The 24,993-nt window shown below is 63.2% G+C and carries 24 protein-coding genes; 16 read left to right on the top strand and 8 right to left on the bottom strand.

The genetic code is table 11. The features are described 5' to 3' along the window. The first annotated feature begins 63 nt into the window (after positions 1-63). The 5 genes from queA (at position 64) to secF (ending at position 6,277) form a co-directional block, all read left to right on the top strand. Positions 64-1,113, top strand: coding sequence for a tRNA preQ1(34) S-adenosylmethionine ribosyltransferase-isomerase QueA (gene queA, locus AC3WOG_RS02685; RefSeq protein ID WP_492576539.1), 1,050 nt, complete (start codon positions 64-66; stop codon positions 1,111-1,113). 287 nt (positions 1,114-1,400) lie between these two features. Then, entirely contained in the window at positions 1,401-2,618 is a 1,218-nt protein-coding gene (gene tgt, locus AC3WOG_RS02680) for a tRNA guanosine(34) transglycosylase Tgt (RefSeq protein ID WP_492576538.1), read from the top strand. 206 nt (positions 2,619-2,824) lie between these two features. Continuing rightward, positions 2,825-3,154, top strand: coding sequence for a preprotein translocase subunit YajC (gene yajC, locus AC3WOG_RS02675; RefSeq protein ID WP_094780780.1), 330 nt, complete (start codon positions 2,825-2,827; stop codon positions 3,152-3,154). Between the two features lie 117 nt (positions 3,155-3,271). Then, positions 3,272-5,308, top strand: a complete 2,037-nt coding sequence (secD, locus tag AC3WOG_RS02670; protein WP_492576537.1) for a protein translocase subunit SecD — start codon at positions 3,272-3,274, stop codon at positions 5,306-5,308. A gap of 18 nt (positions 5,309-5,326) precedes the next feature. Beyond that, a complete protein-coding gene (gene secF, locus AC3WOG_RS02665; RefSeq protein WP_492576536.1) occupies positions 5,327-6,277 on the top strand; it encodes a protein translocase subunit SecF in 951 nt (316 codons plus the stop codon). A gap of 112 nt (positions 6,278-6,389) precedes the next feature. Here the strand turns inward: secF and AC3WOG_RS02660 are convergent, their stop codons facing one another. Continuing rightward, positions 6,390-7,667: an MFS transporter gene (locus AC3WOG_RS02660; protein ID WP_492576535.1), complete on the bottom strand. Its 1,278-nt coding sequence runs from the start codon at positions 7,665-7,667 to the stop codon at positions 6,390-6,392. On the opposite strand from AC3WOG_RS02660, the gene AC3WOG_RS02655 reads away from it, so the two are divergent. Continuing rightward, a complete protein-coding gene (locus AC3WOG_RS02655; RefSeq protein WP_492576534.1) occupies positions 7,666-7,971 on the top strand; it encodes a hypothetical protein in 306 nt (101 codons plus the stop codon). The genes AC3WOG_RS02660 and AC3WOG_RS02655 overlap by 2 nt on opposite strands. Before the next feature lie 5 nt (positions 7,972-7,976). On the opposite strand, the gene AC3WOG_RS02650 is transcribed toward AC3WOG_RS02655, so the two are convergent. The 3 genes from AC3WOG_RS02650 to AC3WOG_RS02640 all read right to left on the bottom strand — a co-directional run bounded on the left by AC3WOG_RS02650 (position 7,977) and on the right by AC3WOG_RS02640 (position 9,747). After that, positions 7,977-8,546 carry a YceI family protein gene (locus tag AC3WOG_RS02650; RefSeq protein ID WP_492579693.1) on the bottom strand — a complete coding sequence of 190 codons (570 nt, stop codon included), beginning with the start codon at positions 8,544-8,546 and terminating at the stop codon, positions 7,977-7,979. Positions 8,547-8,614: 68 nt separating this feature from the next. Continuing rightward, complete coding sequence (locus AC3WOG_RS02645; RefSeq protein WP_492576533.1) at positions 8,615-9,178, bottom strand: YceI family protein; 564 nt, start codon at positions 9,176-9,178, stop codon at positions 8,615-8,617. Positions 9,179-9,186: 8 nt separating this feature from the next. Beyond that, on the bottom strand, positions 9,187-9,747 hold the full coding sequence (locus AC3WOG_RS02640) for a cytochrome b (RefSeq protein ID WP_410833777.1): 561 nt from the start codon (positions 9,745-9,747) through the stop codon (positions 9,187-9,189). 424 nt (positions 9,748-10,171) lie between these two features. Between AC3WOG_RS02640 and AC3WOG_RS02635 the strand changes: the two genes are divergently transcribed. The 8 genes from AC3WOG_RS02635 to AC3WOG_RS02600 all read left to right on the top strand — a co-directional run bounded on the left by AC3WOG_RS02635 (position 10,172) and on the right by AC3WOG_RS02600 (position 19,858). Beyond that, complete coding sequence (locus tag AC3WOG_RS02635) at positions 10,172-10,903, top strand: paraquat-inducible protein A (protein ID WP_492576532.1); 732 nt, start codon at positions 10,172-10,174, stop codon at positions 10,901-10,903. Between the two features lie 7 nt (positions 10,904-10,910). Then, complete coding sequence (locus AC3WOG_RS02630) at positions 10,911-11,561, top strand: paraquat-inducible protein A (RefSeq protein WP_492576531.1); 651 nt, start codon at positions 10,911-10,913, stop codon at positions 11,559-11,561. Continuing rightward, positions 11,554-13,212: a PqiB family protein gene (locus AC3WOG_RS02625; RefSeq protein ID WP_492576530.1), complete on the top strand. Its 1,659-nt coding sequence runs from the start codon at positions 11,554-11,556 to the stop codon at positions 13,210-13,212. Before AC3WOG_RS02630 ends, AC3WOG_RS02625 begins: the two co-directional genes overlap by 8 nt. Continuing rightward, on the top strand, positions 13,209-13,949 hold the full coding sequence (locus tag AC3WOG_RS02620; protein WP_492576529.1) for a PqiC family protein: 741 nt from the start codon (positions 13,209-13,211) through the stop codon (positions 13,947-13,949). Before AC3WOG_RS02625 ends, AC3WOG_RS02620 begins: the two co-directional genes overlap by 4 nt. 1,059 nt (positions 13,950-15,008) lie before the next feature. Next, a complete protein-coding gene (locus AC3WOG_RS02615; RefSeq protein WP_492576528.1) occupies positions 15,009-17,153 on the top strand; it encodes a site-specific recombinase in 2,145 nt (714 codons plus the stop codon). A gap of 30 nt (positions 17,154-17,183) precedes the next feature. Beyond that, the gene (locus AC3WOG_RS02610) at positions 17,184-18,476 is read left to right on the top strand and encodes a THUMP domain-containing class I SAM-dependent RNA methyltransferase (RefSeq protein ID WP_492576527.1); all 1,293 of its coding nucleotides are present in this window, start codon (positions 17,184-17,186) and stop codon (positions 18,474-18,476) included. Between the two features lie 197 nt (positions 18,477-18,673). Further along, entirely contained in the window at positions 18,674-19,057 is a 384-nt protein-coding gene (locus AC3WOG_RS02605; RefSeq protein ID WP_492576526.1) for a VOC family protein, read from the top strand. A gap of 60 nt (positions 19,058-19,117) precedes the next feature. Then, complete coding sequence (locus AC3WOG_RS02600; protein WP_492576525.1) at positions 19,118-19,858, top strand: helix-turn-helix transcriptional regulator; 741 nt, start codon at positions 19,118-19,120, stop codon at positions 19,856-19,858. 45 nt (positions 19,859-19,903) lie between these two features. On the opposite strand, the gene AC3WOG_RS02595 is transcribed toward AC3WOG_RS02600, so the two are convergent. Genes AC3WOG_RS02595 through AC3WOG_RS02585 form a run of 3 tightly spaced genes read right to left on the bottom strand, consistent with a single transcriptional unit; the run spans position 19,904 to position 22,833 of the window. Beyond that, positions 19,904-21,358: an NAD(P)(+) transhydrogenase (Re/Si-specific) subunit beta gene (locus tag AC3WOG_RS02595; RefSeq protein ID WP_492576524.1), complete on the bottom strand. Its 1,455-nt coding sequence runs from the start codon at positions 21,356-21,358 to the stop codon at positions 19,904-19,906. Further along, positions 21,355-21,678, bottom strand: a complete 324-nt coding sequence (locus AC3WOG_RS02590) for an NAD(P) transhydrogenase subunit alpha part 2 (protein WP_492576523.1) — start codon at positions 21,676-21,678, stop codon at positions 21,355-21,357. The genes AC3WOG_RS02595 and AC3WOG_RS02590 overlap by 4 nt, the downstream gene beginning before the upstream one ends. Before the next feature lie 12 nt (positions 21,679-21,690). Then, positions 21,691-22,833 (bottom strand): Re/Si-specific NAD(P)(+) transhydrogenase subunit alpha, encoded by a 1,143-nt coding sequence (locus tag AC3WOG_RS02585; RefSeq protein ID WP_492576522.1) that lies wholly within the window; start codon positions 22,831-22,833, stop codon positions 21,691-21,693. A gap of 283 nt (positions 22,834-23,116) precedes the next feature. On the opposite strand from AC3WOG_RS02585, the gene AC3WOG_RS02580 reads away from it, so the two are divergent. Together AC3WOG_RS02580 and mnmA are read left to right on the top strand one after the other, a co-directional pair. Continuing rightward, positions 23,117-23,644 (top strand): NUDIX hydrolase, encoded by a 528-nt coding sequence (locus AC3WOG_RS02580; protein WP_492576521.1) that lies wholly within the window; start codon positions 23,117-23,119, stop codon positions 23,642-23,644. Between the two features lie 7 nt (positions 23,645-23,651). Continuing rightward, on the top strand, positions 23,652-24,809 hold the full coding sequence (gene mnmA, locus AC3WOG_RS02575; RefSeq protein WP_492576520.1) for a tRNA 2-thiouridine(34) synthase MnmA: 1,158 nt from the start codon (positions 23,652-23,654) through the stop codon (positions 24,807-24,809). A 9-nt stretch (positions 24,810-24,818) separates the two neighbouring features. Here the strand turns inward: mnmA and AC3WOG_RS02570 are convergent, their stop codons facing one another. After that, the gene (locus AC3WOG_RS02570) at positions 24,819-24,986 is read right to left on the bottom strand and encodes a hypothetical protein (RefSeq protein WP_492576519.1); all 168 of its coding nucleotides are present in this window, start codon (positions 24,984-24,986) and stop codon (positions 24,819-24,821) included. Positions 24,987-24,993 lie beyond the last annotated feature (7 nt).

Genomic DNA, 24,993 nt, shown 5'->3' with positions numbered 1-24,993 from the left:
ATCATAGCCGCTCGCCGCCCGGCTTCGGCTCAATTCAGTCTCAATTCGCTTCCAGTCGTCCGCATGTTTACGCTTTCCGATTTCGATTTCGATCTGCCACCCGAGTTGATCGCGCAAGTTGCGCTGCCCGAGCGCAGCGCCAGCCGTCTGCTCGAAGTGGACCAGGCGGTGAGCCCGGCCCGCCTGATCGACCGCCGCTTCGCCGAGCTGCCCGAGTGCATCGCGCCAGGCGACCTGCTCGTCTTTAACGATACCAAAGTCCTGAAGGCGCGCTTCCTCGGCCAGAAGGCCAGTGGCGGCAAGATCGAAGTGCTGGTAGAGCGTCTCACCGGCGAACGCACCGTGCTCGCGCAGATCCGCGCGAGCAAGAGCCCGCAGCCGGGCACCACGATCCGTCTTGCAGACGCGTTCGACGTGACGGTCGGCGAGCGCGTCGAGCCGTTCTACACACTGCGTTTCCCGGACGACTGTCTGACGCTGATCGAGCAATACGGCCGCTTGCCACTGCCGCCGTACATCGAGCACGATCCCGACGCGACCGACGAAACCCGCTATCAGACCGTGTTCGCGCAGAATCCCGGCGCGGTCGCCGCCCCCACCGCCGGCCTGCACTTCGACGACGTGCTGCTCGCCCGGTTAGACGCGAGAGGCGTCGAGCGCGCGACGCTGACGCTGCACGTCGGCGCGGGCACCTTCCAGCCGGTGCGGGTGGAGAACCTCGCCGAGCACAAGATGCATAGCGAGTGGTATCACTTGCCGCAAGGCCTCGTCGATAAAATCGCGGCGACCCGCGCGCGCGGCAACCGCGTGATCGCGGTCGGCACGACGTCGATGCGCGCGCTCGAAGCCGCCGCGCGCGACGCCGAAGCCGCTGGCCGGCCGCTCGGCGCGGCCAGCACCGAAACCGACATCTTCATCACGCCGGGCTATAAGTTCCGCGTGGTGGACCGGCTGGTAACCAATTTCCATTTGCCGAAGTCGACGCTGCTGATGCTGGTGTCGGCATTCGCGGGCGTCGAGACGATTCGCGAGGCGTACCGGCATGCGATCGAACAGCGTTACCGCTTCTTCAGCTACGGCGACGCGATGCTGCTCACGCGCCGCGACGCCTGAGGCGTTCCGTGTCGCACGGCGATATGCCTGCGATAGCGTTGCGCGCCGGTAGCGCACACGGTAGTCTGCCGCTCTTTGCCGCGTTGATGTAACGGCAGCCGTTGCCGCCCTCTTGCACCTGCGTGCAGCGGCAGTTCCGTGCTGCATCTTGAGTTTTCTTTACCCAGCCGCCGTGACTTACCCGGCGGCGTTCATTATTTGCGCCGGACTTGTCGATCCGGAGTTGGCGCTTCAGCGCATACTCCGGTCCCATGCAAAGCTGTCTTCCGGTGGCACAGGAGTCCCCCATGACCGACGGTCATACCCACGATACAAGCGGTACCTGCAATACCTGCGCGAGCCAAGGCGAGAGCACCACCGAGCGCCCTGAAAACGGCCTCAAATTCGAACTGCTCGGCACCGACGGCCAGGCGCGGCGAGGCCGCGTCACGCTGAATCACGGCGTGGTCGAAACGCCGATCTTCATGCCGGTCGGCACATACGGCACGGTGAAGGCGGTCCAGCCGCGCGAGCTGGATGAAATGCACGCGCGGATCATCCTCGGCAACACCTTCCACCTGTGGCTGCGCCCGGGGCTGGAGACGATCGAGGCGCACGGCGGCCTGCACGGCTTCATGGGCTGGAAGAAGCCAATCTTGACGGACTCGGGCGGTTTTCAGGTATTTTCGCTCGGCGATCTGCGCAAAATCACCGAAGATGGCGTCACGTTCGCGTCGCCGATCAATGGCGACAAGCTCTTTCTATCGCCCGAAGTGTCGATGCAGATCCAGAAGGTGCTGAACTCGGACATCGTCATGCAGTTCGACGAATGCACGCCGTACGCGACCAATAACGTGCCGACTTCGCACCAGGAAGCCGCCGACTCGATGCGCATGTCGACGCGCTGGGCCAAGCGCTCCATCGACGAATTTAGTCGCCTCGGCAACCCGAACGCGCTGTTCGGCATCGTCCAGGGCGGCATGTTCGAAGACCTGCGCGACGAGTCGCTCGCGGGCCTCGCCGAGATGGATTTCCACGGCCTCGCGATCGGCGGGCTGTCGGTCGGTGAGCCGAAAGAAGACATGATGCGCGTGCTGAACCACATCGGCCCGAAGTTGCCGGCCGACAAACCCCATTACCTGATGGGCGTCGGCACGCCGGAAGACCTGGTGGCGGGCGTGGCCGCAGGCGTCGACATGTTCGACTGCGTGATGCCGACCCGCAATGCGCGCAACGGCTGGCTGTTCACGCGTTTTGGCGACATCAAGATCCGCAACGCCACGCACAAGAATTCGCTGCGCCCGCTCGACGAGCAATGCGGCTGCTACACCTGCCGAAATTTCACCCGCGGCTATCTACACCATCTGCATCGTGTAGGCGAAATTCTCGGCGCGCAGTTGAACACGATCCACAACCTGCACTACTACCTCGAACTGATGCAGGAAATGCGCGACGCGATCGACGCGAAACTGTTCGAGCCCTTCCGCAAGCGCTTTCACGAGAACCGCGCGCGCGGCATCGACTAGGCGCCATGCAGGCGGTCAGCGACGGATTCAACCGAAGAATCCGTCGGCATCACACGGAAAACCTTACAATTAACTTTCGCGCACAGCAAAAAAGACTTTAACAGCTTGATCGGAAAGCCGATTCGCCGCGCCGAGCCCTGGTTAGCCGGTGGTAGAATAACCGGCTGATTTTTTTGATCGTTTTGATTTATAACGGAGAGACCAACGTGTCGTTCATTTCCAATGCCTTCGCCCAAGGCACAGCAACTGGTGGCATTGAATCGAACCTGATGAGCTTCCTGCCGCTGATCCTGATGTTCGGCGTGCTGTACTTCATCATGATTCGTCCGCAAATGAAGCGCCAGAAGGAACATCGCAATATGCTCGCCGCGATGGCCAAGGGCGACGAAGTGGTGACGAACGGCGGTATCGTCGGTAAGGTGACCAAGGTGGGCGAAGCTTACGTCGGCATCGAAATCTCGGAAGGCACGGAAATCACCGTGCAAAAAGCGTCGGTGACGACGATTCTCCCGAAAGGCACGATCAAGTCGCTGTAAGGCCGGCTCTCTCGCGTCCGGCGCGGCCTCGCCGGCGGTTCACGCAGAACACCGCACACCGCCCGCGCTCATCGCCGGACGCATCGCTTTCAAGCCAACCTTCCCGTTGGACCACTCATGAATCGTTACCCCCTCTGGAAATACGCCGTGATGCTGGTGGCTCTGGTCATCGGCCTCGTGTACACGCTGCCCAATCTGTTCGGCGAAGCGCCGGCGGTGCAGGTGTCGAGCGGCAAGGCAACGGTCAAGCTTGACTCGACCACGCTGTCCGCAGTCGAAGCGGCGCTCGCTGCCAGTCAGATCAAGCCTGAAGACATCACGTTCGACAACGCGTCGGCCAACGCGAACATTCGCGTGCGTCTCCTGGACACCGACACGCAGTTGCGCGTGAAGGACCTGTTGCAGAAGTCGCTGAACAGCGATCCGACCGATCCGCAGTTCGTCGTCGCGCTGAACCTGCAAAGCGCGTCGCCGCACTGGCTGACCGCCCTGCACGCGCTGCCGATGTACCTCGGTCTCGATTTGCGCGGCGGCGTGCACTTCCTGCTGCAGGTCGACATGGCCGGCGCGCTCAACAAAAAGCTCGACTCCGACGCCTCGGACGCGCGCACGCTGCTGCGCGACAACAACATCCGCGACGGCGGCGTGAACCGCGTCAACCAGACGGTGGTGATCAACTTCGCCGATCAGGCCACGGCGGACGCCGCGCTCAAACAATTGAGCCGCAGCATCGGCGAACTCCAGTGGGCGTCGCAAACGGGGACGGACGGCGGTGTGCAACTCGTCGGCACGTTCACGCCGGCGGTGCAGAAAACCGTGCAGGACGCCGCGCTCAAGCAGAACATCACCACGCTGCATAACCGCGTGAACGAACTCGGCGTGGCCGAGCCGGTGATCCAGCAGCAAGGTTCGGACCGCATCGTCGTCGAACTGCCGGGCGTGCAGGACACGGCGAAGGCGAAGGACATCATCGGCCGCACGGCAACGCTCGAAGCGCGTCTCGCCGACCCGGTCAACACGCATCCGAACCCGTCCGATCCGGTGCCGCCGGGCGACGAATTGTTCACGCAAGGCAACCAGACGCCGGTGCTGCTGCGCAAGCAGATCATCTTCACCGGCGACCGGATTATCGACGCGTCGGCGGGCTTCGACGAGCATCAGCGTCCGTCGGTCAACATCCGTCTGGACTCGGCCGGTGGCCGCGCGGTGCGCAGCGTGTCGCGCGACAACATCGGCAAGCCGATGGCAATGGTGCTGTTCGAAAAGGGCAAGGGCGAAGTGTTGACGGTGGCGACCATCCAGTCTGAACTGGGCGATCGCTTCCAGATCACCGGCCAGGCCACCCCGCAAGGCGCCGCCGACCTCGCGCTGCTGCTGCGCGCCGGTTCGCTCGCAGCGCCGATGGACATCATCGAAGAACGCACGATCGGCCCGAGCCTCGGCGCGGACAACATCAACAAGGGCTTCCACTCGGTGGTGTGGGGCTTTGCGGCGATCGCCGTGTTCATGATCGCGTACTACATGCTGTTCGGCGTGATCTCGATGATCGGCCTCTCGGTGAACCTGCTGCTGCTGATCGCCGTGCTGTCGATGCTGCAAGCCACGCTCACCTTGCCGGGTATTGCCGCAATCGCACTCGCGCTCGGTATGGCGATCGACGCGAACGTGCTGATCAACGAACGGGTACGTGAAGAACTGCGCCACGGCGCGCCGCCGCAACTGGCGATCCAGAACGGCTACGCGCACGCATGGGCGACCATTCTCGACTCGAACGTCACCACGCTGATCGCCGGTCTCGCGCTGCTCACGTTCGGCTCCGGCCCGGTGCGCGGCTTCGCGATAGTCCACTGTATCGGCATTCTGACGTCGATGTTCTCTGCCGTGTTCTTCTCGCGCGGCGTGGTCAACTTCTGGTACGGCGGCAAGAAGAAGCTCAAGTCGCTGGCCATCGGCCAGGTGTGGAGGCCGCAAGGCGTCGATGGCGCGGCGGCCTATCTCGGCAGCGACGACGCGGCCACCGATACCGCGCAAGCTATCGCCGCGGCCACCGTCAAACCGAAGGCACCGGCGGCGGCACAAGCGCGTGCCGGCAAGCCGACGGTGCGCCGTCGCAATACGCCTAACACGCCGCAGAAACCGGGTTCATCCCGCTGAGTCCCGGAGAACAAGACCATGGAATTTTTCCGCTTTCGCAAAGACATTCCGTTCATGCAGCGTGCGTTGATCTTCAACGCAATCTCGCTCCTGACGTTCATCGCCGCTGTGTTTTTCCTGCTGCATCGCGGGCTGCATCTGTCGGTGGAATTCACCGGCGGCACGGTCATCGAAGTGCGGTATCCGGGCGCCGCACCGCTCGAACCGGTGCGCGGCACGCTCAACAAGCTCGGCTATGCCGACGCGCAAGTGCAGAACTTCGGCACCTCGCGCGACGTGCTGATCCGTCTGCCGCTCAAGCAAGGCTTCACCTCGGCGCAGCAGAGCGACCAGGTGATGGGCGCGCTCAAGGCAGAAGATCCGCAGGTGCAGTTGCAACGCGTCGAGTTCGTCGGCCCGCAGGTCGGCAAGGAACTCGCTACCGACGGCCTGCTGGCGCTCGCCTGCGTGGTGGTCGGCATCGTGATCTACCTGTCGTTCCGCTTCGAATGGAAGTACGCGGTGGCCGGCGTGATCGCGAACTTGCACGACGTGATCATCATTCTCGGCTTCTTCGCGTTCTTCCAATGGGAGTTCTCGCTGTCGGTGCTGGCTGCGGTGCTCGCGGTGCTCGGCTACTCGGTGAACGAATCGGTGGTTATCTTCGACCGGATTCGCGAGACCTTCCGCCGCGAACGCAAGATGACCGTGATCGAAGTGATCAACCACGCGATCACCAGCACGATGTCGCGCACCATCATCACCCACGGCTGTACGCAGATGATGGTGCTGTCGATGTTCCTGTTCGGCGGCCCGACGCTGCACTACTTCGCTCTGGCGCTGACGGTCGGTATTCTGTTCGGTATTTACTCGTCGGTGTTCGTCGCGGCGGCGCTGGCCATGTGGTTGGGCGTGAAGCGCGAAGATCTGCTGAAGGACAAGAAGGACCGCACCGATCCGAACGATCCGAACGCAGGCGCGCAAGTTTGATCTTGCTGTCGACCTCGCAATGAAAAAGGCCGGTTCTCTCGAACCGGCCTTTTACGTTTACCGCTGCCATCGCCCTACGATGACTCGTCGTGCAAAGACCTTTTGAACGGTCTTATCTGAACCCAAGCTTGCGCCGCGCCGCCATCAACGCCACCAGACTCACTGCCGCGGCGAAAATCATGTAGTAGCTCGGCGCGGCCTTCGAACCCGTGAAGCTGATCAGCCAAGCAATGATGAACGGCCCGAAGCCGCCGAAGATCGTCACCGCGATGTTATAGGCGAGCGACATGCCGGTCGTGCGTGTCTGCACCGGGAACATCTCGGAGAGCAAACCCGGCAACGCGGCGAAATAACCCGTCATCAGAAAGCCGAAGACGATCTGCAGCGCGATCAGCGTGCCGAAAGTCGGATGCGCGACCAGATAGACGAAAGCCGGATTGATCAGCACGAGAAGCAGTAGCGCCGAGCTCAGCATGATCGTGGTGCGTCCATGCCGGTCCGACAGGTGGCCGACGAGCGGCGAGAACACCATCTGGATCACGCCGGTCAACGCAATCGCCGCGAACGCGACCGACGGCGCGAGTCCCAACTGCTTCACGCCATAGGTCGGCATGAACAGCACCAGATACGTCGACACCGTCCCGAGCACCACCACGCCGATTGCAATCACGAGGCGCAGCTTCTGGCTCGTGAAGGTATCGCGCAACGGCGTCGTGGTCGTTTCCGCCGCGAGGAACTCCGGTGTCTCGTCGAGCCTGGTGCGGATGTACCAGGCCACCGGCCCGATCAGGAGACCGAAGAAGAACGGCACGCGCCAGCCCCACGAGGCCATCTGCTCCGGCGACAGCTTGCCGGTCAGCAGTACGCCGAAGCCCGCGGCCAGCAGCGTCGTGAGCCCCTGGCTCGCCACCTGCCAGCTCGCGAAAAAGCCGCGCCGTCCCGGCACGTGTTCCGCAAGAAACGCCGTCGCGCTGCCGAACTCGCCGCCCGCCGAAAAGCCTTGCATCAGACGCGCCATCACCAGAATCACGGGCGCGGCAATGCCGATGCTTTGATAGGTCGGCAGAATCGCGATGATCAACGTGCCCGCCATCATCAGCAGGATCGACAACGTGAGCGCCGCCTTGCGGCCGGCTCGGTCCGCATAGGCGCCGATTACGACCGCGCCGAGCGGGCGCATGAAGAACGACACGCCGAAGGTGCCGAGCGTGAGCAGCAGCGAGACCGTGTCGTTGCCGGCCGGGAAAAACAGCTTCGCGATGACGACCGCGAAAAAACCGTACACCACCAGATCGAACCATTCGAGCGCGTTGCCGATCGACGCGGCGACCACCGCGCGCCACGAATTTTGCCGGCTCCCCGCCACGCTTGCTGCTGTCGTTGCATTCATGCAGATCTCCGATGCGCGCGAAATATTATTGATGCAGGCCCTCAGGCCCGATCCTGCCGCACTGGATGCACGCACAACCAAGGCGGTGTCAGCGCTCTATGTACCTGAAAAATTAAAACGACGCGAGCGGCAAATGCCCGGCGGCCGCCGCGCAAGGCTTGCCGCGTTGCAAGCAGGCCAACAAAAAACCGCTTCGTCGCAAAAGCGAACGAAGCGGTTTTTTGTTGCGGCGCAACGGCCGCGCCACGTCATCGCGAACACGCGCGAACACGCGCGAACACGCGAGCCTGCAAAGGCTCGCTAAAGCGCTCACTGCTGCTTGATGCCTTCAGCCTGAATATGCAGCTTGGTGTCCATGCTGAAGCCATACTTGCTGCCGAAATCCATGCCGTAATCCGCGCGGCTGAAATGCCCGCTCGCTTCCACGCCGCACACTTCGCGCTTGAGCACCGGGTGCTGCATGCACTTGAACGACTCGACCTTCAGATTCAGCGGCCTGGTTACGCCGTGTATCGTGAAGTTGCCGACCACCTCGACCGGCTTGTCGCCGTCGAACTTGATTTCAGAGCCCTTGTAGGTCGCCGAAGGAAACTTGGCGACGTCGAAGAACTCGGGCGTCTTCAGATGCTCGTCGAGCTTGGGATTGCCGGTTTCGATCGAAGCCGGGTCGACGCTCACGTCCACTGTGCCGGTTTTTGCCGCACGGTCGAGCGTCACTGTGCCCGAACTTTTGACGAACTTGCCGCGCCACACCGAGAGGCCGCCCAAGTGATCCGCTTCGAAGCTCGGAAAGGTGTGGGTCGGATCGAGCTGATAGGTATCGGCGGCGAACGCGCCGAGCGTGAAAGAAGAAGCCAGTGCGCCTACGGCGATCAACAGGGATGTTTTCAATTCATGCTCCTTTGTTCTGAAAGAAAAGCTGCTGCGCCCGAACAGCGCAGCCAACGTCACTTGTGTGCTGCAACGATATGAAACTTGATCACCACTTCATCGGCGACCACCGATGTGTCTTTCCATTCACCGGTACCGATATCGAACTGCGAACGCTTGATCGGCAGTGCGCCGTCGAAGGTCTGCGTCGCGCCCTGCTGGGTGACCGTGACCGGCACCACCACCGTCTGCGATTTGCCCTTGATGGTGAGCTTGCCGGTCACCTTGAACTGATTGCCGCCGGCCGGCGCAATCGCGCTCGACACGAAGGTCGCGTTCGGATATGTCTTCGCGTCGAACCAGTCCTTGCCGCGCACCTGTTCGTTGTAGCTTTCGTCGCCGAGATCGTAGCTGGCGACATCGATGCCGAGCTGCGCGCTGTCCTCGGCCGGTTTGGCCGGATCGAACTTCACTTGCGCGGTGAATTTACCGAACTTGCCTTCCACCGGCACGTTCATCTGTTTGGAGGTTGCCGTCACCGTGCTCTTCGCGACGTCGACCTGTGCGAGCGCGCTGCCGGCTGCGGTGAGCGATGCCGCCGCGAACGCGGCGAGCATGCAGCGATAAAACGAGACTTTCATGGTTATCCTTATTTGATGAAAGGGAGCATGCGCGACAACAGGCCGTCGCGGTCCAGCCATTGATGCTTGAGCGCCGCCGCCACATGCAATGCGACCAGCACGAGAAGCGTGTAGTTCAGCACGATATGCACGTTCTTCAGCAGTTCCTTGAGATGCGGGTCCGGAGCGATCAGGCGCGGCAGCGGGATCAGCCCGAGGTACACCACCGGCACGTTGGCCGCGGAACTATACAGATAGCCCGACACGGGAATCGCGATCATCAGCACGTACAGCAGCAGATGCGTGAGATGCGCGGCGCCGCGCTGCCAGGCCGGCATGCGGCGCGGCATCGGCGGCGCCCCATACATGGCGCGCCACAGAATGCGCAGCACGGCGAGCGCGAACACCGTCACGCCGATCCATTTGTGCCAGGAAAAATAGCGCAGCTTGGTCGGCGTGAAGCCGGGGATGTCCGTCATCACCCAACCGAGCGCGAAACCGCACACGATCAGCAACGCGATCAGCCAGTGAAAGGCGATGGCGGTTCGCGTGTACGACTCCCGGCCACCGAAAGAAGGATTGTGTGCCATGACAGGTCAACGCTAGAGAGAGGTTAACGGCGCAGCCGGCCTTGCTATTCCCCGCTGCCGATGCGGCCCACATCGGGGCAGCTCGAAGCGGAGTGCGGGCTGCGGCACACGCCAAGGCCGCCATGCTACCCCAAGCGGAAAAAGCTGGCTGCCGCTGCATGGAAAGCGCCCATCCCGTCAATTCTGCATGCAGCAGGCCGGCATTGAACAATTGGGGCCGGACGCTGTCAGAGGCATGTTCTTTATGTAAGATTAATTCAAATACCGGCCCGGCATGGCTCACAGCCGCGTTGAGCGCCGCGGGCGGCGCAGCGGCCAAGCACGTTTGGTACTATTGCTCCACGTTTTGCTCCACGTTTTCGCCAGACCCGCCTTGAAAATCGGCATTGCACGCCTCCCCTCACGTCGTTAGCCCTTGTGCCGTATGGAACATGACAACCTGATCGCGTGCCACGAGTGCGATACGCTGTTCCGCAAGCCACCGCTTGTCGGGCGTATGGTCGCGCGCTGTCCGCGCTGCGGCGCGACGCTCTATCGCGGCATCTCCCGCAAGCTCGACAGCATCACCGCGATGACCCTCGCCGCGCTATTCACCTTCCTGATCGCCCAGGGATTCCCGATCGTCGAACTGGAAACCAACGGCATCACCTCGCAGACCTCGCTGTTCGGCGCGCTCGTCGCGTTATGGAACGAGGACATGCAGATCGTGGCAATCATGGTGTTCTGTTCGACCATCCTGTTTCCGCTGATCGAACTGCTCGCGCTCCTCTATGTGTTGATCCCGCTGCGCGCCGGCTATGTGCCGCCCGCCTTCAACCGCGTACTGCGCGCCATTCAATTCGTCCGGCCGTGGGGGATGATCGAAGTGTTCATGCTCGGCGTGCTGATCACGATCGTGAAGATGGTGAGTCTTGCACGAGTGATTCCCGAAGCGGCGCTGTTCGCCTTCGGCGCGCTGACGCTGATGTTCGCGGTGGTCGTCTCTTTCGACCCGAGCATTCTGTGGGACCTCGCCGACGAAATGGGCGAGCGCGACCGGCGCCCGCTGCCGCGCACCGAGGCCGATAGCGCGGCGGCCGCCGTCGATATCGTGACAGAGCCGCCTGCGCCTTCCACGAGCCAACCCGGCGTGCCACCGGCGCCGCGTCAGGGATGAGCGCACGATGAAATATGTCACCGCGATGCGCGCGGGCCTGGTGTCCTGCCATGCGTGCGGACGCGTCGAGCCGCACATCCGCTCCATCACCCCGCAACATTGCAGCCGTTGCGGCGCGGTGCTGCACCGGCGCAATCCCGATAGCCTGATGCGCACCTGGGCGCTATTGATCGCGGCGGCCTTGCTGTATATTCCGGCGAATCTGTTGCCGGTGATGCACACCTCATCGCTGCTCGGCTCCGAAGACGACACCATCATGAGCGGCGTCGTCTATTTCTGGACCTCCGGCGACTGGCCGCTGGCCGTGATCGTGTTCGTCGCCAGCATCATGGTGCCGATGCTCAAGCTCAGCGTGCTGGTGCTGCTCACCGTCACTGCGCAGCGCCGCTCGCGCTGGCGGCCCGAGCAGCGCACCACGCTGTACCGGATGGTCGAACGGATCGGGCGCTGGTCGATGCTCGACGTCTTCGTCGTCACACTGACAGTCGCGCTGGTGCGCTTCAAGTCGCTTGCTGTCATCACGGCCGGGCCGGGCGCCCTTGCCTTCGGCTCGGTGGTGATTCTGACCATGATTGCATCCATGCAATTCGATCCACGGCTCATCTGGGACAACGTGGAAGGCCGTACCCAAAAACCTCAGGACCTCGACCATGACTAGCCCGCAAGAACCGACGCCCGCCTCCGATGCGCCGCGCAACGATTCGAACGGACCCAGACTACCGCCCCAACTGCCGGACCCCGACATCGAGCCGCGCCGCCGCTGGCTGCCCTCGCTGGTCTGGGTAATTCCGCTGATAGCCGCGCTGATCGGCATCGCGCTCGTGATCAAGTCGGTGACCGACAGAGGCCCGACCATCACGATCAGTTTCGTCAGCGCCGAAGGACTCGAGCCCGGCAAGACCAAAGTCAAGTACAAGGACGTCGACGTCGGCTCCGTGAAGACCATCACGCTGTCGAAGGATCTGTCGCACGTGCTGGTCCAGGTGCTGCTCACCAAGGAAGCCGAGGACTTCGCGGTCAAGGATTCGCGCTTCTGGGTGGTGCGGCCGCGGGTCGGCGCGAGCGGCGTATCGGGGCTCAGCACGCTGCTGTCGGGCGCGTACATCGGCGCGGACGCCGGTCATTCGCCGGACAGCGCGTCACGCTTCGTCGGTCTCGAAACGCCGCCGCCCATCACCGGCGACCAGAAGGGTCATCAATTCGTCCTGCACGGCGACTCGCTCGGCTCGATCGACATCGGCTCGCCGATTTTCTACCGGCGCGTGCAGGTCGGCCAGGTGGTCGGCTTCTCGCTCGACAAGGACGGCACCGGCGTGACGATGCAGGTGTTCGTGGCCGCGCCGTACGACCAGTACGTCGGCACCAACACACGCTGGTGGCATGCGAGCGGCGTCGATTTGCGGCTCGATTCGAGCGGCTTCAAGCTGAACACCCAGTCGCTCGCGACCGTGATCGTCGGCGGCCTGTCGTTCCAGTCGCCGCCGGGCCAGGGCGTGGGCGCGCAGGCGCCGAACAACACGACCTTCCGCCTCGGCTCCGACGAAGCGGACGCAATGCGCGAACCGGACGGCGTGCCGTTGCGTGTGGTGATGAACTTCAACCAGTCGCTGCGCGGGCTGTCGGTCGGCGCGCCGGTCGACTTCCGCGGCATTGTGCTCGGCCAGGTGACCAACATCGGTATCGACTACGATCCGAAGACGCGTACCTTCACGATGCCGGTGACGATGAACCTGTTCCCCGACCGCCTCGGCAGGCGCTTCCGCGAATCGGCGCCGGCACCGGGCACGCTGGCTGGGCAGAGCTTGCTGCAACAGCTCGTCAAGCATGGTCTGCGTGGCCAGTTGCGTACCGGCAACCTGATCACGAGCCAGTTGTACGTCGCGCTCGACATCTTCCCGAAGGCGCCGCCGGCCACGGTCGACGTGACGGGCGATCCGCTTGAGTTGCCGACGATTCCGAACACGCTCGACGAACTGCAACTGCAAGTCGCCGACATTGCGAAGAAGCTCGACAAGGTGCCGTTCGACCAGATCGGTACGAACCTGAACAGCGCGCTGAAGAACGCCGACCAGCTCTTCACGCGACTCGACAAGGAAGTCGTACCGCAGGCGCGCGACACCTTGGCGGCTGCGAAGCAGACCTTCGGGTCGGCCGAGGCGACGTTGCAGCAGGATTCGCCGTTACAGTCGGATGTTCATCAGGCGTTGCAGGAGCTGACGCGCACGTTGCAGTCGCTGAATGCGCTGTCGGACTATCTGGAGCGTCATCCGGAATCGCTGTTGCGCGGTAAAACAGGAGATAAACCATGATGTTTGCCCGGCTCCCCCGCCCGCCGCGCGGGCTCGTGCGCGGCGCTGCTTATGTTGGCGCTCTGGCCGGACTGGTGGCGATGGCGGCGTGTTCGTCGCCCACTAGCCGCTTCTATACACTGGGCGCTGATGGTATTCCGGCTGGTGCGGCGGCGTCGGCGGCTCCGGTCAGCGTCAGGACTTCGGCTGCGCCGGCCTGGCTGATCGAGGTCGCGCCGATCGATGTACCGCCTCAAGTGGCCAAGAATCAGCTCGTCGTGCAGACGGGACCCACGCAGGTCCAGGTACTGGAGCAGGAACGCTGGGCTTCGTTGCCTGGTGATGAGATTCGTCGGGCTTTGTCGACTAGTCTCACGCAACAGCTCGGCACGATCGACGTGTATGGCACGGCTTATCCGGATGCGGTGCCGGTGTATCGGGTCAGCATGAATGTGCAACGTTTCGAGTCATGGCCGGGGTCGCATGCGTTGATCGACGCGGTTTGGAGCGTACGGGCTGTACGCAGTACTGCTGTGATGACTTGTCGAAGTGTTGTTAGTGAGCCGGTTGGCGGAGGCTATGACGCTCTGGTCATTGGGCATCGGCAGGCGCTGCAGCAGATTTCTTTGCAAGTTGCTGCTGGGGTGAAGGCGATGGCTGCTGCTATGCCAGTTGCTAAGGCCAGTTCCACTGGCAAGAGCGATGGTGTTGTGGTGGCGGTGCCTGCTTGTCCTTCTGCTGTTGGTACTGGTAGTTAAGGTTTTTTTGCCTTTGGCGGCGGCATTTGTCTGTGGGCCTGCGGTGTTGGCCTTTCCTTGAATTCTCAGTGGTCTATTAGCGTCGCCCCTGTGCGGGGCCGGCACTTACTTTCTTTGCCGCCGCAAAGAAAGTAAGCAAAGAAAGCGGCTTCACACCGCCAATTCTTAAGCGGGTCCCCTGGCTTGGAGGAGGCAGTGGAGCATCTGGAATCAGTGTTCTCGCACATTCAACGCCGATGACAAGGCAGTCATTCTTCCGGCGGCGCTGCGCGCGCCGTGGCGGTACTTCATCAAACCGCTTGGCGGTTTGGGCGCCTGCACCTGGTTCGGCGCGGTGGCCTGCCCTCGCATCCCCAATGCCTTTCCGAGGCGCCAGCGTCTCACTCGGCGTGGTGGCTCGCACTCGCATATTTGAGTGCCTCGTCGAGACGAAGCCGACTGCCCCACCGCGCGCAAACTAAGCCACTGTTTTCTCTTGCAGACCGTTCCGGCGAGCACGTAGTGCGAGCCGGGAAGAATGATTGCCTTGTCACCAAGTCCGCATGTGCGAGAACACGGATTCCATGAGCAGGCGCCAAAACTTCCTGGCGGTTCGATGAAGTACCGCCACGGCGCGCGCAGCGCCGCCGGAAGTATGATGGCCTTGTCACTGGCGCGGAGTGTGCGAAAGCACGGATTCCAGATGTTCCACTACCTCCTCCAGGCCAGGGGACCCGCTTAAGTGCTGGCGGTGTAAAGCCGCTTTCTTTTGCCTACTTTTCTTTGCGGCAGGCAAAGAAAAGTAGGTGCTCCCCCGCACAGGGGGAACGCTAATAAACCAATAAGAAAAGAAAAAGCCACCGCCGCAGGCGTACAACCAGAAGCGCCGAGCAGGCAAACGGCACAGGGGAAACGCTAATAAACCACTAACAAAACAAGAAAAGGCCAACACCGCAGGCACACAGAAGAATGCCGCCGCAAAAGGCAAAAAAGAAAAAAATGCAAAACCTCAAACAGAAGAAAAACAACATGCCATATCCTTCCCGCTAACGACCACCCAGCGCCGCAGGCAAAAAAGAAATGTTCACCACTATCCAAAGATTCATCAAAAAATGGCGCGCCTCCCGCGACAGCGGCCACCAGCTAGACGCGCTGCTAGCGATCGCTGACAAGACAGCGCCATACCCCGACCGCAGTGAGTGGCTGATCGAGCTCGCGCATTGGATCCGCCGCGGGGGCGCCGTGCAACCGGCCGCATCCAGCACCGCATCGGACACCCCATCCGATTCGCGCTCAATCCCCGCGCACACAAGAATCCGTTATCTGCTCAACGTTCTGGACCGCAATCCAGCCTGGAAGGCAAACGTCGCCGGCATCCTCCGCGCGCTGCTACGCGAAAGCGACAGCCTCTCACTCCTCTGCGATGCAGGCATGCCAGTCCACTCGGGCTTCTTCGGCGCCATGTTCGAACGACTCGAAGCCTCGCTGATTCCACCCGCGCCGAACCGGCGCGATCTCACCGCGATCGTCACGCTGATGTTCAGCGCCGAGCACGACGCCGAGTGGATCGACGCCATACCGACCGATCTGCTCACCCGCATCCACGCCCTCTTCGACTACGCGCAAGACGAAGACGAGCACGAGCAGCGCGAAACCACACCGTTCTCGCTCGACCTGCTGGCCGCCCTGCACAACCTCACCTGCCAGATCAGTTCGACCGGTCTGTCGCAAACCGTGCGTAGCCGTCTCGGTGAAGTCGATGTCCGCGATGCCGGCGATGTGCGCGTCGCGATGGAAAAGCAGCCGTTCTACCGGCTCACGCGCGCGATGCTCGCGGTCGAAGCCGCGCATCAGGCGGTCGTCGAAGGCGGCCCGCAAGACAAGCTGCTGCACGAAGTCAACTTTCTGCGGCTGCTGCTCGACGAATGCCGCAGCGCCACCAACAACGTCTTCGCGCATCTCTATCGCAACGGCGTCAGCGTCGATATCGTGTTTCAGGTCGAGCGGATGCGCATGCGCATCGTGCGCGCCGAGCATCTGCTCAACGCATGGATGGCGCAGGACGATCCGCACGCCGGCGCGCGTCTGACCGCCGAGCTGGTGAACGCCAATCATGCGAGCCAAAGCGTCGCCCACCTGGTGCGCAGCAATTTCTCGCTGCTCGCACGCAAGGTCGTCGAATACAGCGCCGACACCGGCGAACACTACATCGCGCGCGATCGCGCCGAGTACCTGAAGATGCTGCGCATGGCAGCCGGCGGCGGACTCGTGACCGTCGTCACGGTATGCATGAAATTCGCGATCACCGGCGTGCATCTGCAAGCCATGCTCGAGGGCCTGCTGGCCGGCATCAACTACGCAGCCAGCTTCATGCTGATGCACTTCCTGCACTTCTCGCTCGCCACCAAACAGCCGGCGATGACCGCGCCCACCCTCGCGCGCGAACTCGACGGGACCGGCACGCCGGCCGGCGTCGACAGCTTCGTGAGTTCGGTGACCGCGCTGATCCGCACGCAAGCGGCAGCGGTGCTCGGCAACGTGCTGCTGGTGTTCCCGGTGTGCCTCGGCGTGCAATTGCTGTGGCACACGCTCTTCAATGGCAACCTCATTTCGCCGGAGAAAGCCCACGCGACGCTGCACTCCTTCTCGCTGCTCGGGCCGACGCCGTTCTACGCGGCGCTGACCGGCGTGCTGCTGTGGTCGTCGAGCCTGCTCGCGGGTTGGGCGGACAACTGGTTCGTCCTGCATCGCGTCGCCGATGCGCTCGCCTACAACCGGCGGCTGCGCATGACGCTCGGTGCGGCCGGCGCCGCCCGCCTCGCGCAGTTCTGCCGCTCGAACGTGGCGGGTGCGGCGGGCAATATCACCCTCGGCCTGATGCTCGGACTCGTGCCGGCCATCCTCACCGCCTTCGCGTTCACTTTCGAAGTGCGCCACGTCACGCTCAGCGCCGGCTCGATCGGCGTCGCGCTCGGCGTGCTCGGTAAAGGCGCGTTGGAGTTGCCGGAACTGTGGTGGGCGGTCGCGGGGGTCGGCAGCATGGCGATACTGAACGTGGCCGTGAGCTTCGCGCTCGCCTTCTACATGGCGGTGAAATCGCGCGATTTGCGGCGCACCACGGTGCGCTCGCTGCGCGGCGCGATCTGGCAGCGTGTATTCCAGCGTCCGCTCGAACTGGTGTGGCCGGTGCGCACCCGGGCGCCTCAGCCCGACCGCGTACAATAGCGCCTTATCTAACGCCTTCCGGCAACCTCAATGTCCTTCGACTTCTTCCTTCCCTGTCCGCGCGGCCTCGAAGCCTCGCTTGCCGCTGAACTCGCCGAAATTGCCACGAACCATCTGAACGGCGCGCCGTTCACGAGCGGCGCACAAGTACCGGGCGGCGTGCATTTCCGCGGGGGCTGGGCCGCCGGCATGGCCGCCAACCTGCATTCGCGCCTTGCGAGCCGCGTGCTGCTGAAAATCGCCCACCGGCCGTACCGCAGCGAGCAGGATATCTACGCACTCGCGCTCGAACAGCGTTGGGAACAGTGGTTCTCGGCAAACGAAACGCTGCGCGTGGACGTTACCGCGATCAAATCGCCGCTGCGCAGCCTCGAATTCGCGACGCTGCGCGTCAAGGACGCGATCTGCGACCGTCTGCGTGAAGTCAGCGGCGCGCGGCCGAGCATCGACACCGGCATGCCCGACGTGCGCGTGTTCGCCTTCCTCACCGCCACCGATTGCACGCTCTACCTCGACACTTCCGGCGATCCGCTCTTCAAGCGCGGCTGGCGCCTGGACAAGGGTGCGGCGCCGCTGCGCGAGAACCTCGCGGCGGGCATCCTGCGTCTAACCGGCTGGACCGCCGGCACGCCGCTGTACGACCCGATGTGCGGCAGCGGCACATTCCTCGCGGAAGCCGCGCAAGTCGCGCTGAATATCGCGCCCGGTGCCGAACGCCGCTTCGGCTTTGAAAAGTTCAAGCAATTCGAAGCCAGGACCTGGCAAACGCTGAAGGCCGCCGCGCTCGACGCCAAACACGCCGCCCGCAACTCGCGCGCCGATCTGCAGATCTTCGGCAGCGATATTTCCGGCGACATGCTGGACAAGGCGCGCGCCAACTTCCAGCGCGCCGGTCTGCCTTCCATTCCGCTCAAACAGGTCGACGCGCGCGGCATGACGGCGCCCTCGTCCGAGCCGGGCATTCTCGTCGCGAATCCGCCGTACGGCGAACGGATCGAAGTGCGCGGCCGCAATGCGCGCGGCGAAATCCGCGAAGGCCGGGGCAATCGTGAAAGCCGCGAAGACGACGGTTTCCGCCGCGCTCAGGAAGAAACACCGGACAGCGAGTTTTTCCAGGCGTTCGGCGACGCGCTGAAGCAGCGCTTCACCGGCTGGCACGCGTTTATTCTCACGTCGGATCGCAAGCTGCCTGGCCAGTTGCGTCTGCGCGAGTCGACCAAAACGCCGCTCTTCAATGGCGCACTCGAATGCCGGCTGTTCCGCTTCGATCTGATCGCCGGCAGCGTCCGGCAACGGCCGCAGAACGATACACCGGCGGCTTAAGCCCGTAGCGCACCAGCCTTGCTGAAAAAGCCGCGAACCTCTGAGGTTCGCGGCTTTTTTTCATCTGCACCCGCTCGCATCTATTCGCACTTCCGTCACGCCCTACTGACAGCACGCTGTCAGTAGCCCCCCTGCACACTCCTTCTCACGCCATCCGGCGCTTTGCACGGCTTACCCGCCATCCACAGGAGAGTGACATGTCCGCATCATCCAAAGTTGTTGCATGGTTCGAGATTCCGTCGGTCGATTTCGATCGCGCTGTTCGCTTTTACGAAACCGCGCTCGACGTCAAACTGAATCGCCAGGAAGTCGGCGGCCAGCCGATCGCGATCTTCGGCTACGAGGAACCGGCCACCGGCGGCGCGATCGTCCACAGCCCGTCGATGACGCCGACCGACGACGGCGTGCTCGTCTATCTGAACGCGCAACCGACCGTCGACGCCACACTCGCCCGCGTCGAACAGGCCGGCGGCAAGACCGATGGACCGGTGATCAAGCTGCCGCAGGACATCGGCTACATCGCATTCTTCACCGATACGGAAGGTAACCGCCTCGGCCTGCATTCGCGAACCAACGGTTAAACGGCCTGGCGGCAACGGCGGTTGATCGTCAACCGATCTGAATACCGACCGGAGCGCGGCATGCGGCGCTATCATCGCGGGACTGTTCCTGTTCTTTTCTACAAGACGCCCACGATGACGCGCCGCGCCGACCGCCTGTTCCAGATCGCTGAACTGCTGCGCGGACGGCGTCTGACCACCGCGCAACAACTCGCCGACTGGCTCAACATCTCGTTGCGCACGGTCTATCGCGACGTGCGCGATCTGCAACTCTCCGGTGTGCCGATCGAAGGCGAAGCCGGCATCGGCTACCGGTTAAGCCGCGCGGCAAGCTTGCCGCCGCTCACCTTCACCGCCGACGAACTGGCCGCACTCGCAGCAGGCGCGCGAATGCTCGAATCGTGGGGCGGCGCCGGCTTTGCGAGCGGTGCGCGCGGCGCGTTGGCGAAGATCGCGTCGGCGATGCCCGCCGACAAACGCGCGAAGCTCGAGCGCCTGGCCATCTTCGCGCCGTCGTTTCACATCAAAGCGGATTTTTCCGCGAAGGTAGACGCGCTGCATCGCGCGATCGACGGCCGTCAAGTGGTGAGCTTTGCGTACACCGATGTGAACGGCGCGGCCACCGAGCGGCGCGTATGGCCGCTGGCGCTCGCCTATTGGGGCGCACGCTGGACACTCGGCGCGTGGTGTGAATTACGTAGCGACTTCCGCAATTTCGGGCTGGAGAAGATCCAGAATCTGCAGGTGCTCGAACACTATCCGGACCAGGAAGGCAGACGGCTGGCGGATCTTTTGCGACATGTCGGCGCGAAGCCGCAGTAAGGGTCGCGGCCTGCCGCCTGGCAGGCCACGGACCGCCGAGGCGCGTTACTCCACTGACTTCACCATATCCTCGATCACCTTCTTCGCATCGCCGAACACCATCATCGTCTTGTCCATGTAGAACAGGTCGTTGTCGAGGCCGGCGTAACCCGCTGCCATCGAGCGTTTATTGACGATCACGGTACGCGCCTTATAAGCCTCGATGATCGGCATGCCCGCGATCGGCGACTTCGGATCGTTCTTCGCCGCCGGATTCACCACGTCGTTCGCGCCGAGCACCAGCACCACATCGACCTGACCGAACTCGCCGTTGATGTCGTCCATCTCGTAGACCATGTCGTACGGCACTTCGGCTTCGGCGAGCAGCACGTTCATGTGCCCCGGCATCCGCCCGGCCACCGGGTGAATCGCGTATTTGACCTCGATGCCCTTCTCGACCAGCTTGTCGGTAAGCTCCTTCAACGCATGCTGCGCACGTGCGACCGCCAGGCCATACCCCGGCACGATCACCACCGTTTCCGCATTGCCGAGCATGAACGACGCATCGTCAGCCGAACCGGCTTTCACCGGACGCTGTTCCGCCGCACCACCCGCGGCCGCCGCGCCCGGCTCGTTGCCGAAGCCGCCGAGAAGCACGTTGAAGAACGACCGGTTCATCGCGCGGCACATGATGTACGACAGGATCGCACCGGACGAACCCACCAGCGAACCCGCGATGATCAGCATCGGATTGTTCAGCGAGAAACCGATGCCCGCCGCCGCCCAGCCCGAATACGAATTGAGCATCGACACGACCACCGGCATGTCCGCGCCGCCGATCGGGATGATGATCAGCACGCCGAGTGCGAACGCGATCGCCGTCATGAGGATGAACGGCAGCCACGACTGCGTGAGGAAGAAGATCACGCCGAAGCCGAGCATCGCGATCGCGAGCATCAGGTTGATCAGATGCTGCCCCGCATAGACGACCGGCGCGCCCTGGAAGAGCCGGAACTTGTACTTGCCCGACAGCTTGCCGAACGCGATCACCGAACCGGAGAACGTAATCGCGCCGACGAACGTGCCGATGAACAGCTCGACGCGGTTACCGTATGGCAGGAAACCCGGCACCGGATTCTCGGGATCGACGAGGCCAAACGCCGACGGCTCCGACACCACCGCATACGCGATGCACACCGCCGCGAGACCGATCAGCGAGTGCATCGCCGCGACCAGTTCCGGCATCTTGGTCATCTCGACGCGCGCCGCGACAAACGCGCCGATCGCGCCGCCGATCACCAGCGCGACCAGCAGCAGACCGAGCCCCAAGCCGAGATTCGAGCCGAGCGCGGCGGCCTGTTTGGTGATCAGCACGAGGGTCGTCAGGATCGCGATTGCCATCCCGACCATGCCGAAGGTATTGCCGGTGCGCGCCGTCTTCGGATTCGACAGCCCCTTGAGCGCCTGAATGAAGCAGACCGACGCAACCAGATAAAGCAGCGTGACGACGTTCAGACTCATTGCGCGTTCTCCCGGGCGGCTAGCTTCTTCGGCTCTTTCTTGCGGAACATCTCCAGCATTCGCCTCGTGACGAGAAAGCCGCCGAATACGTTCACCGCCGCCAGCGCGACGGCAAGCGTGCCGAAGAACTTGCCCGGCGTGCCGAGCGTCAGGCCCGTCGCCAGCATCGCGCCGACGATCACGATCGCCGAGATCGCATTGGTCACGGCCATCAGCGGCGTATGCAGCGCCGGCGTGACGTTCCAGACGACGTGGTAGCCGACGTAAATCGCCAGCACGAAGATGATCAGGTTGATCACGGTGTGGTTGATGACTTCCATCGCCGCTCTCCTTTAAGCTTTGCGCGTGACTTCGCCGTCGCGGGCCAGCAGCGTGGCCGCGACGATGTCGTCCGCGAGATCGATATTCAGGGCGCCTTCCTTGGTGATGATCAGCTTGAGGAAGTCGAGCAGGTTGCGTGCGTACAGCGACGACGCGTCGGCCGGCACCATGGAGGCCAGATTCGTATAGCCGACGATCGTCACGCCGTGTTTGATGACGACCTGGTCCGCTTCGGTCAGCGGGCAGTTGCCGCCGCGCCGGCCTTCATACTCGGCGCCGCGTCCTGCCGCGAGGTCCACCAGCACCGAGCCGGGCTTCATCGCCTGGACGGTTTCGACGGAAATCAGCGTCGGCGCGGCTCGGCCCGGGATCAATGCGGTGGAAATCACCACGTCCGCCTGCTTCGCGCGTTCGTGCACCAGCGCCGACTGGCGTTGCAGCCAGGACGGCGGCATCGGCCGCGCATAGCCGCCGACGCCCTGCGCAGCTTCGCGCTCCTCGTCAGTTTCGTAGGGGACATCGAGGAATTTGGCGCCAAGCGATTCGATCTGCTCTTTCACCGCCGGACGCACGTCAGACGCTTCGATCACCGCGCCCAGGCGCCTGGCGGTCGCAATCGCCTGCAAACCGGCCACGCCCGCGCCGAGAATCAGCATGCGCGCCGCTTTGACGGTGCCGGCCGCCGTCATCAGCATCGGCATGAAGCGCGGGTAGAGCGTCGCCGCCACCAACACCGCCTTGTACCCGGCGATGTTCGCCTGCGACGACAGCACGTCGAGGCTTTGCGCGCGGGTGGTGCGCGGCGCGGCTTCGAGCGCGAATGCGGCGACGCCGGCCGCGGCGAGCTTCAACGCGTTTTCGGCGTTGAACGGATCGAGCATGCCGACCAGCGTCGCGCCGCGCTTCAAAAGCGGCAACTCGGCATCGGTTGGGGACTGGACTTTGAGAACGAGCTCCGCGCCGAACGCGGTGGCCGCATCGACGATTTCCGCGCCGGCGGCTGTAAAGGCATCGTCAGGAAAGCTCGCGCCGGTGCCGGCGCCGCTCTGGATCGTGACCCGATGGCCCTGGGTCACGTACTTCCTGACCGTTTCGGGCGTCGCGGCGACGCGGGTTTCATGCGCGCGCGTCTCGGCTGGCACTCCGATGTGCATCGTTGTTCCTCCTCGACTTCCTGTTTTACGACAGATCCGCCGACGAGGCACGCCGGCTTGCAATTGCAACGGCTAACGCGTCACTTTAACCGAAACAGGGGGGGGCGCCGAAATCGGGGACAATCCGGGGGTCCCGGCCCTGCGGGACGCCTTGGCGGCCGCCGTCCCGGCCCGAGGCGCGCCCGCAGCCGGTCGCCCACAGCCCGTCGCCCGCAGCCGGTCGCCCGCAGCCGGTCGCCTGCTTCCCGGCAGCCCTGGCCCATAGGCGGTAAAATGCGCTCCCATGAAATCGGAAACCTGGGCGCCGCACGTTACCGTCGCGGCCATCGTCGAGCGTGACGGACGTTTTCTCGTGGTCGAGGAACATACCGTCGACGGCCTGCGCCTGAACCAGCCCGCCGGCCATCTGGAGGCGGGCGAAACGCTTCTGGAAGCGGTCATCCGCGAAACGCTCGAAGAAACCGCCCATCCGTTCACACCCGAGGCGCTGGTCGGCATGTATATGACCCATTTCGAGCGGCCCGGCAGTGAAGGCGTAACGTATCTGCGCTTCACCTATTGCGGCAAGAGTGGCGAAGAGGACGCGAAGCGCGCACTCGACCCCGACATCGTCCGCACGCTGTGGATGAGCGCCGACGAATTGCGTATATGTCCCGAACGGCACCGCACGCCGCTCGTCATGCAATGTGTCGACGATTACCTCGCGGGCCGGCGTTTCCCGCTCGACTTCGTGCACACGCATTCGGTCGGGCCTAATCAGTCCACAAACGCGGTCGATGACCGATCAATGAAGTCAGGCAGCACGCAGTGAGCACCTTATGAGCAAGCAGAAAGTCGTAGTAGGCATGTCGGGCGGCGTCGATTCGTCGGTCACCGCGTGGCTGCTGAAGGAACAAGGCTACGACGTGGTCGGCCTGTTCATGAAAAACTGGGAAGACGACGACGACAGCGAGTACTGCTCGACACGGCAGGACTGGATCGACGTCGTCTCGGTGGCGGACCTGATCGGCATCGACGTCGAAGCGGTCAACTTCGCCGCCGAATACAAGGACCGCGTGTTCGCCGAATTCCTGCGCGAGTATTCGGCCGGCCGCACGCCGAATCCGGACGTGCTGTGCAACGCTGAAATCAAGTTCAAGGCCTTCCTCGACCACGCGATGTCGCTCGGCGCGCAAACCATCGCGACCGGCCACTACGCACGCGTGCGCGAGAACAACGGCCGCTTCGAACTGCTGAAGGCCTTCGATCACACGAAGGATCAGTCGTACTTCCTGCATCGGCTGAATCAGGCTCAGTTGTCGAAGACGCTGTTTCCGTTGGGCGAGATTCCGAAAACCAAAGTACGCGAAATCGCCGAACAGATCGGGCTGCCGAATGCGAAGAAGAAAGATTCCACTGGCATCTGTTTTATCGGCGAACGGCCGTTCCGCGATTTTCTGAATCGCTATCTGCCGACCCAACCCGGGCCGATGAAAACCACCGACGGCAAAGTAATCGGCGAACACATAGGTCTCGCGTTCTACACGTTCGGTCAACGCAAGGGCATCGGCCTCGGCGGCAGCAAGGACGGCAGCGGCGAACCGTGGTTCGTCGCCGGTAAGGACATTGCGTCGAACACGCTGTATGTCGCGCAAGGCCACGATCATCCGTGGCTGCTGAGCCATACGCTCTGCGCGGGCAATACGAGCTGGGTCGCGGGCGAACCGCCGGCGGAAGGCTTCGCGTGCGGCGCGAAAACCCGCTACCGGCAAGCAGACGCGCCCTGCACATTCAGCGCGGCTGCAAACGCGGCGGGCGCCACCGAGGGCCTGTTCGAGCTGAATTTCGACGCGGCCCAATGGGCTGTCACACCGGGGCAATCGGCGGTGCTCTACGATGGCGACGTCTGTCTGGGCGGAGGCATCATCGAACACGCGGTGACCGGGCAGCCGGCGGCGCGTCAAGCGCAAAAGGCGGCGTTGCTCACCGCCCGCTAGGCAAAAGTCTTATCGTGCGGCGGCACTCACCGCCGCTGCACGCGGCTCATCCGCTCGTTTCACGCTCGTTTCATCTTCAAGCCGCAGCTTCACCATAAAAAGCAGTTGTTCGTTTCCCTTCGCGGCGAATTCCGTCTGCGCCGACAGCGTTGGCGATCCCTCCGTGACGACCTTCACTGCACTG

The organism is Paraburkholderia sp. FW306-02-B (genome assembly GCF_058782725.1).
Note: the sequence above shows the minus strand (reverse complement) of the source record. Positions and strands in the feature narration are given on the sequence as shown.

Bases quoted from the DNA above. Each gene is read 5' to 3' on its own strand.
- AC3WOG_RS02645 (WP_492576533.1), bottom strand. From the start codon at position 9,178: ATGAAAGTCTCGTTTTATCGCTGCATGCTCGCCGCGTTCGCGGCGGCA.
- secD (WP_492576537.1), top strand. From the start codon at position 3,272: ATGAATCGTTACCCCCTCTGGAAATACGCCGTGATGCTGGTGGCTCTG.
- AC3WOG_RS02615 (WP_492576528.1), top strand. From the start codon at position 15,009: ATGTTCACCACTATCCAAAGATTCATCAAAAAATGGCGCGCCTCCCGC.
- AC3WOG_RS02605 (WP_492576526.1), top strand. From the start codon at position 18,674: ATGTCCGCATCATCCAAAGTTGTTGCATGGTTCGAGATTCCGTCGGTC.
- AC3WOG_RS02630 (WP_492576531.1), top strand. From the start codon at position 10,911: ATGAAATATGTCACCGCGATGCGCGCGGGCCTGGTGTCCTGCCATGCG.
- AC3WOG_RS02660 (WP_492576535.1), bottom strand. From the start codon at position 7,667: ATGAATGCAACGACAGCAGCAAGCGTGGCGGGGAGCCGGCAAAATTCG.
- queA (WP_492576539.1), top strand. From the start codon at position 64: ATGTTTACGCTTTCCGATTTCGATTTCGATCTGCCACCCGAGTTGATC.
- AC3WOG_RS02580 (WP_492576521.1), top strand. From the start codon at position 23,117: ATGAAATCGGAAACCTGGGCGCCGCACGTTACCGTCGCGGCCATCGTC.
- AC3WOG_RS02595 (WP_492576524.1), bottom strand. From the start codon at position 21,358: ATGAGTCTGAACGTCGTCACGCTGCTTTATCTGGTTGCGTCGGTCTGC.
- AC3WOG_RS02600 (WP_492576525.1), top strand. From the start codon at position 19,118: ATGCGGCGCTATCATCGCGGGACTGTTCCTGTTCTTTTCTACAAGACG.
- mnmA (WP_492576520.1), top strand. From the start codon at position 23,652: ATGAGCAAGCAGAAAGTCGTAGTAGGCATGTCGGGCGGCGTCGATTCG.
- AC3WOG_RS02635 (WP_492576532.1), top strand. From the start codon at position 10,172: ATGGAACATGACAACCTGATCGCGTGCCACGAGTGCGATACGCTGTTC.
- secF (WP_492576536.1), top strand. From the start codon at position 5,327: ATGGAATTTTTCCGCTTTCGCAAAGACATTCCGTTCATGCAGCGTGCG.
- AC3WOG_RS02655 (WP_492576534.1), top strand. From the start codon at position 7,666: ATGCAGATCTCCGATGCGCGCGAAATATTATTGATGCAGGCCCTCAGG.
- tgt (WP_492576538.1), top strand. From the start codon at position 1,401: ATGACCGACGGTCATACCCACGATACAAGCGGTACCTGCAATACCTGC.
- AC3WOG_RS02585 (WP_492576522.1), bottom strand. From the start codon at position 22,833: ATGCACATCGGAGTGCCAGCCGAGACGCGCGCGCATGAAACCCGCGTC.
- AC3WOG_RS02610 (WP_492576527.1), top strand. From the start codon at position 17,184: ATGTCCTTCGACTTCTTCCTTCCCTGTCCGCGCGGCCTCGAAGCCTCG.
- AC3WOG_RS02620 (WP_492576529.1), top strand. From the start codon at position 13,209: ATGATGTTTGCCCGGCTCCCCCGCCCGCCGCGCGGGCTCGTGCGCGGC.
- AC3WOG_RS02640 (WP_410833777.1), bottom strand. From the start codon at position 9,747: ATGGCACACAATCCTTCTTTCGGTGGCCGGGAGTCGTACACGCGAACC.
- AC3WOG_RS02625 (WP_492576530.1), top strand. From the start codon at position 11,554: ATGACTAGCCCGCAAGAACCGACGCCCGCCTCCGATGCGCCGCGCAAC.
- AC3WOG_RS02590 (WP_492576523.1), bottom strand. From the start codon at position 21,678: ATGGAAGTCATCAACCACACCGTGATCAACCTGATCATCTTCGTGCTG.